General features: G+C 38.8%; 13 protein-coding genes. All 13 read right to left on the reverse strand.

Annotated elements, in window-relative coordinates; genetic code table 11:
- Positions 1-11: 11 nt before the first annotated feature.
- The 13 genes from ACX9NY_RS14200 to ACX9NY_RS14260 all read right to left on the reverse strand — a co-directional run bounded on the left by ACX9NY_RS14200 (position 12) and on the right by ACX9NY_RS14260 (position 14170).
- Positions 12-2099, reverse strand: a complete 2088-nt coding sequence (locus ACX9NY_RS14200) for a hypothetical protein (RefSeq protein WP_472478978.1) — start codon at positions 2097-2099, stop codon at positions 12-14.
- Positions 2100-2148: 49 nt separating this feature from the next.
- Positions 2149-3387 carry an SPRY domain-containing protein gene (locus ACX9NY_RS14205; protein ID WP_472478980.1) on the reverse strand — a complete coding sequence of 413 codons (1239 nt, stop codon included), beginning with the start codon at positions 3385-3387 and terminating at the stop codon, positions 2149-2151.
- A gap of 61 nt (positions 3388-3448) precedes the next feature.
- Positions 3449-4672 (reverse strand): discoidin domain-containing protein, encoded by a 1224-nt coding sequence (locus tag ACX9NY_RS14210; protein WP_472478982.1) that lies wholly within the window; start codon positions 4670-4672, stop codon positions 3449-3451.
- A gap of 59 nt (positions 4673-4731) precedes the next feature.
- On the reverse strand, positions 4732-5973 hold the full coding sequence (locus ACX9NY_RS14215) for an SPRY domain-containing protein (protein ID WP_472478984.1): 1242 nt from the start codon (positions 5971-5973) through the stop codon (positions 4732-4734).
- 54 nt (positions 5974-6027) lie between these two features.
- Positions 6028-8664, reverse strand: a complete 2637-nt coding sequence (locus tag ACX9NY_RS14220; RefSeq protein WP_472478986.1) for a discoidin domain-containing protein — start codon at positions 8662-8664, stop codon at positions 6028-6030.
- Between the two features lie 3 nt (positions 8665-8667).
- The gene (locus tag ACX9NY_RS14225; protein WP_472478988.1) at positions 8668-9354 is read right to left on the reverse strand and encodes a hypothetical protein; all 687 of its coding nucleotides are present in this window, start codon (positions 9352-9354) and stop codon (positions 8668-8670) included.
- A gap of 4 nt (positions 9355-9358) precedes the next feature.
- The gene (locus tag ACX9NY_RS14230) at positions 9359-9931 is read right to left on the reverse strand and encodes a hypothetical protein (RefSeq protein WP_472478990.1); all 573 of its coding nucleotides are present in this window, start codon (positions 9929-9931) and stop codon (positions 9359-9361) included.
- Between the two features lie 33 nt (positions 9932-9964).
- Positions 9965-10579, reverse strand: a complete 615-nt coding sequence (locus ACX9NY_RS14235) for a hypothetical protein (protein ID WP_472478992.1) — start codon at positions 10577-10579, stop codon at positions 9965-9967.
- 67 nt (positions 10580-10646) lie between these two features.
- Positions 10647-11189, reverse strand: a complete 543-nt coding sequence (locus tag ACX9NY_RS14240) for a hypothetical protein (protein ID WP_472478994.1) — start codon at positions 11187-11189, stop codon at positions 10647-10649.
- 19 nt (positions 11190-11208) lie between these two features.
- Positions 11209-12363 carry a hypothetical protein gene (locus ACX9NY_RS14245; RefSeq protein WP_472478996.1) on the reverse strand — a complete coding sequence of 385 codons (1155 nt, stop codon included), beginning with the start codon at positions 12361-12363 and terminating at the stop codon, positions 11209-11211.
- Positions 12364-12387: 24 nt separating this feature from the next.
- On the reverse strand, positions 12388-12876 hold the full coding sequence (locus ACX9NY_RS14250) for a hypothetical protein (protein ID WP_472478998.1): 489 nt from the start codon (positions 12874-12876) through the stop codon (positions 12388-12390).
- An 8-nt stretch (positions 12877-12884) separates the two neighbouring features.
- Positions 12885-13445, reverse strand: coding sequence for a hypothetical protein (locus ACX9NY_RS14255; protein ID WP_472479298.1), 561 nt, complete (start codon positions 13443-13445; stop codon positions 12885-12887).
- An 89-nt stretch (positions 13446-13534) separates the two neighbouring features.
- Positions 13535-14170 (reverse strand): hypothetical protein, encoded by a 636-nt coding sequence (locus tag ACX9NY_RS14260; protein ID WP_472479000.1) that lies wholly within the window; start codon positions 14168-14170, stop codon positions 13535-13537.
- Between the last annotated feature and the right edge of the window lie 6 nt (positions 14171-14176).

Consider the following 14176-nt stretch of genomic DNA (forward strand, 5'->3'; position numbering starts at 1 on the left):
TGTATTGAGAGCTATACACGGTCTGCTGTGACCTTCATTTCAAAATTACCATTTGGGTTCGGCTTGGCATGAATATCCGTTGCGATGCGAATATAAAAATCGATGCTATCCTCCGGTTGGATCAGGCCATAGGTCAGATAATCGATCGGAAGAAACGGATCGGCCTGTCTGGATAATTGGACATCAACCCCATCCGTTTCGAATTTTTTATCCATCTCCAGGTATACATGATCCACAGCGTATCCAAGCAAGTTTTTGATTCTGACTTTCTTCGTTAACGTCGTCTGTCCGGCAATAATCACCCCATAATCGAGTTGTTTCAAAATTCCGCCAAAGGTATCTGACAGAAAGTCTCCAGACTCATCCATAAACATTAATCCTGAATATGATCCGATAAACTTGGTTTCCCAGGAGTCTACGGCACCCCAATAATCCTGAAATTCAACCTTCAGCGTATTCTCTACGCCAAAATGTACATTTCTCTCGTCGATATTGAGTTCGATATTGAATGGAGAAGTTGCTAGTCGTGTAAAATTGCCATCCGCCGGATAATACGTTTTACCGTTCAACAACACGCGGTACTTAACCTTGCCTTGATCTGCATCATCCAGCAGACCTGTAAGTTTGTTACCAGAGAAGGTCAGGTCAATTGTGGCTGTGGTGTTTAACAGTTGCAGTGACATATCTCTAAACTCCACTGCATGTCGCGGTGCATCAACGACCATCTTCACTTCATCAAGCAAATAGCTGTTTTCATAATGCTTGCTGCTATCGAAGTAATAGGCGATTCTTGTTAAACCGATTAGATCCTTTTCAGGAATCGCGTTGAGCGTGTCCAGATTCATTCCTTTTCTTTTGAATAAGGTTGTATCCTTGATATCCATATCGAACCATTTGTTGAAACGGTATGTCTTCCATGTGAGCCCCGAATCGAACGAAGCAGCCATTCTTAATATACCTTCCGGAATGTTCTCCGTTACTTTCATAGCTACAACCTTTTTCACGTCTCCATATAACGCTATGTCTGTTGGTTGCACAATTAACTGTTCAAACGGTAGTGCGTCATACGTTAGCATCATGTCCCGATTACCGGCAATAACCTCTTCATCATTCGTCCACGTAACCACGTCAAAATCTCCCTCAAGTTCATCCAATGGGGAGTAGTTAGCCATGATATTTAGTTCAGCTGACGTTTTAGAGAGATCGTCTGTGTAGTATAGAACATCCACACTATCACCCAATTCGTCATAGATGGTAAAAGGTTCAGTTTCAATTGTAATCGTTGATTCGGTTTGATTCGGGTCATCGGTGTATTCGATGATTTTGATCTCTTTGTCTTCCCATTCTTCGGCTAGGGTGAAGGGTTCCGTTTCGATTGTTACCACCGATTCTGTTGCATTGGTGTCGTCTGTGTAATAAAGCACTTCAATATCCTTGTCTGCCCACTCCTCTTCGAGAGTAAAAGGTTCGGTTTCGATGTTAAAGGAGGCTTCTGTTTTGGTTGAGTCGTCTGTGTAGTAACACAGTTCCACTTCACCTTGAAGTTGCGACCATGCTGATTCTGGTATAGTTGAGATGTCGTCCATACCATAGTCAATGTAATCTTGCTCAGTTGGTGTATTGTTAGATAGCTTGTTCCATGAATTTGAATAATAGTAATATGAACCACTAAAATGAAAAAGTGTATTATAGTATTTCTTATCATAAATGTCTATTGCATCAAAAAGAACGTAATAAGCGTCATTTGTTGTTATTTTAACTGTGTGAATACCTCTGCTTAATGTTTTTTCGTATAACAATACTTGCTGGAGGACCGATTTTTGGTTATACTGGCTGTAAATTTCAGTAACTCCATCAATCATAATAGAGATATTAGATGATCCCATATTATGACTGTTACCAATTAATCTAATTTTAGTACCTTCAAATTGGAACTCTACGGTTGAATTTATTGACGATGAAAGTCTAGAAGTTCCGTTGTAATATACAGCATTTGGAGAGGAAACGAATCCACTAGAATACTTGAAAATATCGCTCGTATCATCGTACCTTTTCCAACTCTCTTCTGGAGCTATCAATGACTGTCCTATTGTTGCCATTCTCGCACCACTCCTTTCTAAATATAAATCAAACAATCATTTCACATACTTATGTGATCGATGCTTTCTTAATTTGTACTTTGGTTGTATCAATTTTTTGCTTGAAGACTTTGCCTGATCCTATTTGTGTACTAGTATTCACTGAGAATCTTCTATCAGAAAATTCATCATCTATGTTAATAGTCTCCCCATGGCTCATTCCATTTCTAATGAAATCAATCTCTTTGTTTTCGAAATTCAAGTAAAATTTTTCGCGTTCATACATACCTAAATCACCAATAGCTAAAAAGTCTCCTGCTCCCTGATTTGCGGTTACATTGATCCTGTATTTTTTATAAAAATCTTTATTCTCAAATGTATAGAATCTTTGCTCCGATCCATTGAATACTGGCTGATTGTCTCTTCTGTCTAACACTATCCAATCTGATCCTGTCCATCCTTCGAAAGCCCAAGTCTTAGGTGATCTTCCTACTGGCGTAGTTCCTGCTTGAACAGAATAAGCGGCAATGATTTTAGGGGAGTCGAATTCATAACTCAACCATCCTGTTAGTACACTGATATTTGTAACCCAACCATTTGGATCAACAACTCGATCAAATGCTTTCCACGGATAGAATGTGGTGTATGTAGAACTTGCTTCGACTATGCCTGATGGAGAGTTGTTTGAAGTCATGGCAGGGATAGCATTATCTCGTAGCCTATCTACCAAGCTGTAGTATTTGTCCTCTGATGAAATCAAGAACTTATAAGAGTACACCAGGTTGTATGCTTTATATCCACTAGGAACACTATATATAAAAGGAGTCGCACCAAAATTGATTGTTATAGTTTTACTACTCGAACTAAATGATCCTAAAGTGGGATAAACTTCTCCTAACTCCTTAACATTACTGTGACTAACACCAATACTAACTCCATTCTTAATAAACTCTAATGTTCCATTGTCAAGATCAAGTGCAACACCCACAACTGTCCCGACATCCCATACTGTACTGTATGCTGTATTTTCCGGATATTTATTCCCGCTGTTACCATAATAAGTTCTCCACATTGAGCTATCTGCAGCAATATTCCCTGTTAAAGAGAATGATTTGTTGGATACTCCAATATGGACGTTTTTTACTCCAGCATCATATTTAACTTCCCAATACCATTTTCCAGTTGTCTTGCCGTGTGTAGCACGAATAGCACGATAATCAGTTGAGGTGACTATGGTTAGATCTCCATTAGATAACGTGAACCCTGAACCCATATCGTTCGGGTTTAATGTAACTGGGATTACTTCCATAAATCAAACATCTCCTTTCAAATCAAAATAAATAGAACACACTATTTAAGAGCATTCTGTTTTAACCTAATCTAATTTTGTGTACTTTATGGACATCTCTATCTATTTTTTGCTTGAATGCTTTTCCTGAATCCAGTTGTTCATATTCATGTTCAATGAACTCTTTGATTTCGAATTTAACGTTAAGGTCAATCGATTGACCTTTAATCATACCTCGATTGATAAAATTCTCCTCTTCAGATAATACGATCACTTTTCCAATGATTCTTTCGTACATATATATTTCATTTATGCACACATAGTTTGTCGCCTGATTAGATGCGTTGGACGATCCTCCTCCATAACAATTAATTCTATAGTATAAATAAGCATCTTCATTATTTGAGTCAAAATCTACTTGCATAGAGTATTTTGTCCAAGTGTTCGATACCGTTTGGTTTTCCACTCGATGAAGTACTCTCCAATTAACACCATCATTACTGCCTTCAAATGTCCAGTTCCTAGGTTCATATCCATTCATCGATGCCCCACTACTTGAGTTTCGAATGGAATACTTAGATATGATAATTGGAACAGGGAATTTATATCCCACCCAGCCTGATCCTGAATTATCGTTTGGAGATATCCAACCTCGAACATCATTAATCTGATTAAAAGCATAAAAAGGAGAGTACCCTGTAAATTCTCCACCAGATATTGCTTCTCCTGAAGGAATAGTATTTGTAGTCATTTTAGGCGTTGCCACAGAGAGGCTATCTTCTAAGTTGATAATTGAACAAGTCTCATCTCCCGATGAAATCAAAAATTTATGATCATAAAAATATTCAAACATCTCAAACATACTCACACATATTCGTGCATAACCATTAGTCGAAGTGATATTTATTCGATAAACTTTATAATTTACGGGAATAGCAATTGTAAACTCTTTTGCTACGTAAGATACCCAGTCTGTAACGTTGGTTCGTGTATCTAATACTGCCCAAGTTAAACCATCATTGCTACCCTCAAATGTCCAATCTTTAGGCATTGCAGTTACTCCTACAGAAGAAGAGGTTAATGAATATTTCCCAATCAAAATATTAGTAGTGAACTCATAAGAAAGCCACCCTAAATTGGTGGTTGTTGCCCAATAGGTTGTTGTGTTTCTATTTAATGCTCTATAGGCATGAGTTCCACTTGAGTTATTAGAAGAGCTATACTCACTACTAGCACTTGCTACACCCGATGGAGCTGTATTACTTGTCATTATTGGGATTGCATTGTCAGTTGAATTGTATCCCATCCATATTTCCCCTTTCAAAATAAAATAGAACACATCATATAGATGTGTTCCTCGTGAATTTAACCAAGTGTAATTTTATCTACTCGGCGTTTATACATATCAACTGTGTGTTCAAAGGTTTTGCCTGATTCGTGAATTTTAGAAATTGATCCAATGGATTTCACCTCTCTAAGATGATTAATATTGATCGGTGACTCCATACCATGATGAATAAATGCTTGTTCAGATTGGTTAGAAAGGACTATTAATTGAGGTATGGACATCGCTTCAAACATTTTGAACTCTATAATTCTAACGTCTGTATATCCATTATTGGCTGTCCAATTTAGGCGATACATTTTATAGTAATTGATATTATTCACATCGATAGTATATTCCTTATATTCTAGATATTCTTTTCCCGTTTGATTTAATTGTTTATCTACAACAACCCAATTCTCACCATCATTAGATCCTTCAAAAGTCCAATCTTTGGGCATCGCACTCAAAGTCCCAGATATATTTATGGCATATTTCCCGATTTGAATAGGGTTAACAAATTCGTACCCTAAATGCCCGATAATTCCGGCCCCGCTGACGTATTCACTAGAAGGCAATACCGAATCGAACGCCTTCCATGCATCAGAAGACGTACTATTTCTACTGCTTGTAAAAGCTCTACCACTAGGTACAGTATTACTAGTCATTTTTGGTATAGATGTTTCTGTTGAATAACTTAGTGGTGTTAACGAATAGGTTCTTTCACCAGATGAAAGTAAAATTTTACTTACATCTAAGCCATTATAAGGTTGGAACCCACTCGGAATAGCATAAAGGAATGGTAAAGCACCGAAATTAAATGTCAGTGTTTTGGTATTAGTGATATACGAGCTGAAAGTTGCAAACACTTCACCTAATTGTTTTAGGTTAGTATGCGATATTCCCATGATGACACCATTTTTGTAAAAAGCCAGTGTACCATTGTCAAGATCGAGAGCTAAACCTATCACATCACCAGCTACAGATAACAATCCATATGTTACATATTCAGGAAATTTATATCCATTAGCTCCATAATATGCTCTCCAATTCGCGTTGTTTGGCGCTAATGAATCAATAGAGTATAATTTATTTGAAACACCTAGCATATAGTTATTATTGCCAACATCAAACTTAACTTCCCAGTACCATTTTCCAGATGTTTTTCCATGTGTTGCACGTATACTTGTTGTCTGAGTATTAGTGACTGTTAAATTACCATTTGTCAAAACGTTACCTGCGCCCATATCATTGGTGTTCAATGTAGTTATAATTTTTGGCAATTAAATCATCTCCTTAATAAGCAAAATCATTAAAAGAAGTAGAGTATTTATACTCTACTTCACACTTATACTTGTTATTTCAAAATACTTCTTCAGATCAATACTCCCTTTAAATAACTCACCTGATCCTAACGATCCATTGGAAGTCATAGTCTGAACGAAATCTTTATTTTTTCTATCTAAAACAGACAGATCATTCATTCCGTCATTAATAAAAGTGTCTTCTGATGGTAAAGTTGCTGATATTGTATTCCATCCAACTACTTCGCCTTTCAGTGTTTTCTCAAACATTTTCAACTCTGCAATTACTGTTATTGTTGCATTCCCCTGATTGGCGCTCACGTTTACTCTATAATATGTAAATGCATCTGAGTTATTGATTCTATACTCTTCTATCGACCCTCTGGATAATGTCGTATTGTTTGTTTGGGTGTCCAGAATTACCCAATTAACACCATCATTACTGCCTTCAAATGTCCATGATTTCGGTGGCTCACCAGTAGCATAATAGGAGCCATTAGTCCTCATAGCAAGAGAATACTTGTAGATAATCTTTTTAGCTGGGAATTGATATTGCAACCAACTTACAGGTGTTAAAGAAGCCCATCCATATCGTTCATCCTGTATTCCATTGAATGCTTGGTATGCATCAAAGCTTGCACTGTTAATGCTACTTGCACTCGCTATACCTGTTGGAGTAGTGTTAGAAGTCATTACTGGAATCGCGTTATCATTGGATTCGATAAAAACTTTAGGCACATATTTTTTATACGATCCTTCGTGATTAATGAACGATCTATCCATTGGCAATGTTTTTAGTTCTACTAATGGTCTGTAGGCATGTGTTGTATTTGCAATAGAAGATCCAACTGATCCATAACCACCTACCGAAGTACTCCCCCTACGAACTCTATTAGCAGAGGTTGTGGCGATAGTTGTTGATGCCCAACTAAATTCCGTTGTACTCCAATTCCAGTCACGATTATTTCCTGCTATTAGCGAACCATTTAAGGTAGAGTTTACAATGTATTTATCCCACTCATTATCTTTATCTGAAGTGTTTATGCCGCCAGTGAGTAATCGAAAGGTGAAACTGTAGCCTTCACGATTCATGTCTAACGGAACACCAAAAACTAAACCATTACTATTCAAAGTATCCCACGATATGGTATTTTGAATATTTCTATCTGCGATTAAAATCTTCTTTCCGTTATAATCATCTGCCATAATAAAGTAGAAATCACCCTTTTGAACAGCAGGTAAAGTAGCGTTTGTTGGAATTAGAGGATCAGTCTCTTCACCTATATTCTTAAAAACTCCAAATGCACCAGAAGTAGTTACAACATAGTTACATCTGATACGCTTTCCTATCTCAAGTTCAGTAACACTTGTTACTTCGTCTGGATGAAACAATCGACCATCAGAATCAGTGTCTATAGCATCAAGAGCCATAAATTTATTTGTTGACGAAGTTGATTTATTCACCATTTCTATTCGATGTTTTGCTTTCGGTAATCCTACTATTTCAACTAGAAGTACTTGTGCAAGTTCTGACCCTAGTTGTGAATGAGTCCCATGCAATTTCCCATCAACGTAAACCTCAATTAGATCACTTCGATTGGTATATCGTGCTCCAATTAATCTTAGTTTTGTTCCCTCGAAATCGAACACAATTTTGTCACCTATCGTTGAAGTGTAATTAGAGTACCCATTATAAGCACCAGCGCCAACCCCGTTAGTAAAGCTTCCAATGCATTTAATTGAAGATACACTATCATCATATCTCTTCCATCCTTCATCTGGTGCTGTCAATTGATTACCGATTGTCCCTACTAAACGTCCATCAGAATCAATATCGATTGCATCAAGACCGAAAGCGGCGGCGGTAGTTCCAATCAAGACACCCTGAAAGTCGAAAATCTTCACAGTATGCGTACCGTAAGTTAGATTTTGCTTTTCATATACAAGCGTTTGCGTTTGAGATGTGCTAGTCCTCGCTGTAAACTTCTCAATATTACCATCAATGGAGATAGATATGCTCTCTGCTCTAACTGTGGAGGTGGTTGAAGAGATAATCCTTATCTTAGTTCCTACAAAAGTGAAAACCACTTCTCCCACATCAGATCCATTTGCATTATATGATGATTTCCCTCCATAAGCACCTGTAACTGTAATGTTTCTTTGAGTAAATCCGGTATACCCAATGATTGATTCAGAATCATCATATCGTCTCCATCCTGTTTCTGGAGCTGTTAAAGCGTACCCACTCAAATAACCTGTATCATCAACATCAACCGCATCCATGACGAAGTTAGTACGATTATGCCCTACCGTAATTCTAACTGTGTGAAATCCAAGAGGTAAGTTCGTTTTTTCATAAACGATTGCATTTGATACACCAGTCCCTGTTTTATTTGTATTAAATGATTCCGTTATACCATCTACAGCAATCGAATTATCCGTATGTCTATCTTGAGCAAGATCAGAGATGATTCTAACTTTAGTTCCATAAAAAGAAAAATCCACATAATTGTTGTCTGTCGCTCTAGTTGTTACATTGATACTTCCATTGTAGTTATTAGTGCCATTTACTTTGTACCAACTTCCTGTATACTTTAAACCAGCATGTGTATCATCATATCGTCTCCATCCTACCTCTGGTTCTTTTAATTGTTCTCCTACTGTAGCCACATATTACACCTCCCTATATTCAAATACTGGACGAAAACCAATATAATTCTGAGATGCTGCGGTTCCTGTAAAAGCAACACCTCTATTGTCATCTCGTTTCTCAAACCCTCGCACTATTCTGCTTGTTGAATTCGCCGTTAAGGTTGTCCCTTTGTTCGTAGTCCATGAACCAAGAACAGGCGTTTCCTTTGCCCAACAAAACACGTTATGGTGATGCCAAACATTATCATCATTAGGTGTAGCCTTGCCACCCAAATTGGACTTCATAATATATTTGTCATATTCATTATTATTGGGGAATGCTCCCAATCCTCGATCCGTCATCACTAAATTTCCATTTGCGTCTGCATATCCTACCCCACCACTTATACTGCGTACAACACCTGATACGCCACCAAAGGTTTTAGGCAATCCTTCAATAATCTTACTTGCATTCATTGAATCCCAAGTGACAGTATGATGTCTAATGCGATCAGAGATTAAAAGGCCTTTATCTACTTTAATAGCGAACCAGTAGTAGTTGTTCAAACTTGTAGTACCAACCAACCCATTTACAGGTATTTCGTTTATTCCTAGAGTGCCATCTATAAATTGCTCTCCAGAAGAATCATATCTCCATGCAATATAGTCGCCAATCTCCATATCACTTATATTTGATCTCAATACTCCTATTGTCGCTGGAACGGCCATAAAATCACCCCCTACTCACTCTAATTCGATCTACTTTTTTAAATTTCGCTTGTTCAACCTTCTGACTTAGCACCATCCCTGTTGGAGTATCCAAGGCTCGTTCCATGTTCAATTGATATAGTTTCTTTAAGCCTAGTGAACCCGAATCACTTTCAATAAAAGGATTACTGTATTTATCCTTCTGATTAAAATCGTCTATGTAAAAGTTCGAATATTTCTTTTCAGTAAAAATCTCAATTTTCACCTTTGCATACTTTGCAGGCGATTTGGACACAGCGCTATTAGCTGAGACTTCCTCATACTCCAGCCACTCAAAGCCGTCTTCAGACGTACTCCAGTAAATCTTGTATGCTGCGCCCCCCGTAACATCTACCTTTGCAGCCACACCTTTAAATGATGCGATCTTATCCTGAATTCGAATCGCGGTGGACTCCCAATATCCAGTAGCAGGATAGATTGAATTCCCGTCCGCATCAAGACCCAGTTCTCTTAATTTTAACTTTTGATCCTCAACTATCGTATCTTGAAAAACACCTATAGATAGATCTATATCCAGTGCAATTTCTTGAATTGCCATATTTTCACCACCTATCTCATATCAAAATCATGCTCAACGAATGTCCCAGTTTATAATTCCTGCATGATTTGCCTTCAGCGGGGCTATGATTCGGTCTACGACCAACCCGTTTTTACGAATAACGAGTTGCCCAGGCAAGTCCAGGTTAGAAGAAATTTTTATTTGAAAGAATACGGATTCCTTTAAAGGCAAGGAACATACACATTGAAAATTAATTTGTGCATCATTCAGATTCATTGTTTTTTTGTAACCAAAGTTAAAACATTCAATCGTATTTCTGAAAGCCCCTGCTTGCCCTGAAAATCCAGCCATATTCGCTTCTGAGGACCCATTTTTGAATTGAATGATGTCATTGTACACAAACGTTCTCCCGGTTAAAGGGTACTCCTTCTCCTCACATTCATAAGATATGGAGTAACGATCAGCATTAATGTGGAAGACACCATTGGCAACATTGTAATAAACTTGGGATCCTTGGCCCATCAATCCGAATAACACCAACTTCTCTTTGTTGATGTCATAAAAGCGGTTAGCATGTTGCGCCTGAAGATCATACTCACTCAGATACGTTCCATCATAATAATCGGCAATCCATATATAAGCTTGAGAAACAGGTGAACGAGAGTACTGTTTCTGACCTAAAATCACAGTTTTTCCTCCTCATAGATAAATAAAAAGACAGGCTATAATAGCCTGTCTGCATCATTAACTTTTATTAAACATAACGATAGGAGATACGTTTCTTGAACTCTTGTTTACCGCTACGTGCATTCAAGGGTACTTCGCATTGAATTGACAGTGTTACATAGTTACCTGCAGCATCTTCTGGATTCCCATTATTATTAACTCCCAAAATCTCTTTTGCACCCGGTACTAGCGGTGTTGCATAAGGTGTTCCTGAATAATCCACCGTAGTTTTGCCTGTAGTTCCAATAGGCTTCGAAAAATCCTTGCCTACACGAGAGCTCTCTTCATCCAGATCATTCTCCCCAAGTGAGTCCACTTGCACATGAAACCAGTTGTTTTTAACAGCTTCGATATCATGTTTAACCGTATCACCAGTGCCCCCGTCATTATCTCGTGTTGTAAAGGTACAATCCTCCATTTTGGACACATCCGTCGCACCACCTCTGTTATTCCATACATTAAAAATACGAATTTCACTTTTGGTATCTGCATCAATAACACCATAATCAAACGGTCCTACAATCTCCTTGCTGTGTGTTGCGTCCATCCATGTAATAATTGGTTGTGTCATTATAATCAATCTCCTTTTTTTATGTTCTTATCGTTAATTGAATTGTAAGATGTTGAATATCAAGTCCTGCTTTGATAATTTGAATCCGAAATAAATCCCCTGCCGAAACTTGTTTGTTACTAAACTTTGCCTTTTTGTTGTCAACATGAGCTAGTGCATTAAACTCCAATGGAGATTCCATAATATCCACCCAGTGGATCAGATCTCTGGATTTCTCAATTCTGATCTCCGTCTCTGTTTCTCCATAGACACCACAAAAACCCTTCACATCCAGGATCTCTCCATGGAATGGGAAAGGAGCTACTACCCCTATGACTTCCTGAAAAACATAAGACTCTTTGCAGAATACAATTACGCGGTCTTGGACTTCCAGTGGAATTTCGTTTAACTTCAAATGCTCCGCTACGCTCATTAAGCCATCCTTATATGGATTAACCACCTGCAAATTCTGGCCAAACACATCAATCTCAATCCAGCTGTTCCCATCATAACGATATCTTTTGCCGTCCTTGTAGGTTTGGACCGTCCATCCTGTCTCAGGAAAAGGGTAGGTGTCCCGTAATTCACGAAGATCCGATACCGGACTTTTATACACGAGTCGAGTTGTTTTATAGGCATCTTTGGCTCGATTAGCAGCTTCTAGCGCTTCATCTGCTGCTTGGTTGGCATGATCCGTAGCGTGCCGCGCTTGCTCTGTCTGGTCTATGGACTGCTGAATGACTTCTTCTACTCGTTCCATCGCGAGTTGCGTCTCGTCCAGCTTACGCTGTGATTCTTCTATAAAATCTTGCAATGTTTTGATAACATCTGGATTACGTGTAATCATTGCATAGATTCGTGAAGCAGGATACATAATGAGTCCTCTACCTTTGTAGCGACATAGATGAACCCTCCCTTCTTGAGAAGGGTGAAATTGAATGGTACCCATGCCATAATGAACGAGAAACTCATTCTCTGCCAACTTCTGTTTTTTCTCATAGACATGTTGGTCAATTTCAACAAATCCACTAATAACCACCTTATCGGTCGATGAAGGGATTTCAAGTAAAGTGATCAGGCTGTTTATGACAGGTAACGAATCTGTCCGATCCACAAATGGATCTACAGCGTCCCCCTTGCGAGCAATAATTGTGAGAGGGTCATTATACTGCATATGTGTATGTAAATTTGACAATAGTTCACCTCCTTTCGCTTATACTCAGTTTGTATACACGTTGCTGCTTCCAGTCGTGATCCGGGCCGAAGTCCCCAATGATGTGGTAACTGTTGAATTGACACTGCCAATGGCTTTAGCACCTGCAAATACGGTCGTACTCCCTGATGCAACTCTTCCCTGTCCACTGCCCGATGTGGAGGGTCGTATGTTCATATATCTTGTTGAACCATTACTCGTCGGTACAGCAGGACTTGCCGTCCATGTATCTGGAGAAGGATCGTTCAAACATGTAACTGCCCGTCCGTTAACATATACCGTGGAGTTGGATACTGTCCCCGATGAGGTTATGACTGCATTGGTGCTTCCACTACCACCTGATGTCCAAATTCCACCTCCCCAGGCCAAGCACGAACCTGTTTCTTCGTCCCTAACTCTACAAAAAGGTTCTATCCAATTTTCGATGTCGTATGTTACATGCCCACTTTTACTTGACTGACTTACACTTGAACCGTTATAAGCTACTCCAGTCATATAACCTCCTACTGTAACAATTTAAATTGATATCTGAACTGAATTCGTGCATCTCCACGAACACGCAAAATATTTTTCCCAACAGACAAACTTAGAAATTGATCGTTGAAATCCTTATACCTATACGTTACGGGAAGAGAGGATTCTATATGTTGTCTCTCGTTATCCACATACACTTCCTCATCATGCACCAGATTCTTGAAACGAAATACTTCAGCATGCTGTGACTGATTGTCAATCTGAAAGTCACCATTCCCTTGCTTATGAATCCAGATTTCGGGATTACAGACCTGATCTCCTTTATTGAAAATCACAAGAACCGGCTCAAACGAAAAAGTGATTTCTTTCAATTTCGGTGATTTGCTCAAGTCACTTGTATCAAACAAGACACGATACATAAAATGATACTGATCGACCGCTGTGTCTTCATTCAGTCCAGGTACAGTTCCATCATTAACGCATGTTTCCCAAGAACTCCATTCCATTCCATCCATTGAATGTCTCGTCTGTACGGTAATTCTGGAACTCTCCGTACTAACTTCACTAACCCAATTTACCCGACTCAACACGCCTCCCGATTTAATAGGAATCTTAATTGAGGGAGATACAAAATGACCTTTCTGATGTGTTACTGACAACCAATTAGCCATATAAACACCTACTCAATCTTCCCAAAAGGTCGAAACCAGGCAGCTGAACCGATTTCTTTCCATTTTGCGATTCGATGGGTGGACCAGACTGCATTCTTGTCATACGTTGTTGTTCCATCAATCGTAGTCCATGTTGGCTCTTGATCACCGGACTCTCCCGCTTGGATGCATATGTAGTATCTGCCGTTATCTATCGTAGGCACCACCATATCATTTTTCTGATACAAAGTGGTTGAAGCCCATTGACTCGTCGCCCGAATATCCTGAAATTCAGACCCTTCTGATATTGGAAAAACAGGTTCCCGATAACCGGAGTAACCAGACTGGATGCATTGATACACATGACCATTATCCACCGTTGGCACGATGTAATCTCCATTTTTGTAAGAATGTACACTCTCCCACTCGGGAGCAGCTTTACCAGTACGTGTGTTTACCCAGCCATAATAACTGCCGTACACGCAGTTGGCATTACGTAGTGTCGCATTTTGCAGATAGTCCCCACTAACAGGGATGTCTGTTACAAAATCATCGGATATCTGGTCCAACTTTTGAAAGTTTTCACCCAAATCTCGAATGGTGTTCTCAATTTCATCTGTGAATGCTGGTATTTTTAAATGAAGCTTGGATGTGTTTGTTGACATAATTCT

The sequence above is a fragment of the Paenibacillus sp. CB74 genome (assembly GCF_055687625.1).

Coding starts and splice junctions, on each gene's coding strand:
- ACX9NY_RS14200 (WP_472478978.1), bottom strand. CDS start 2,099: ATGGCAACAATAGGACAGTCATTGATAGCTCCAGAAGAGAGTTGGAAA.
- ACX9NY_RS14205 (WP_472478980.1), bottom strand. CDS start 3,387: ATGGAAGTAATCCCAGTTACATTAAACCCGAACGATATGGGTTCAGGG.
- ACX9NY_RS14210 (WP_472478982.1), bottom strand. CDS start 4,672: ATGGGATACAATTCAACTGACAATGCAATCCCAATAATGACAAGTAAT.
- ACX9NY_RS14225 (WP_472478988.1), bottom strand. CDS start 9,354: ATGGCCGTTCCAGCGACAATAGGAGTATTGAGATCAAATATAAGTGAT.
- ACX9NY_RS14230 (WP_472478990.1), bottom strand. CDS start 9,931: ATGGCAATTCAAGAAATTGCACTGGATATAGATCTATCTATAGGTGTT.
- ACX9NY_RS14240 (WP_472478994.1), bottom strand. CDS start 11,189: ATGACACAACCAATTATTACATGGATGGACGCAACACACAGCAAGGAG.
- ACX9NY_RS14250 (WP_472478998.1), bottom strand. CDS start 12,876: ATGACTGGAGTAGCTTATAACGGTTCAAGTGTAAGTCAGTCAAGTAAA.
- ACX9NY_RS14260 (WP_472479000.1), bottom strand. CDS start 14,170: ATGTCAACAAACACATCCAAGCTTCATTTAAAAATACCAGCATTCACA.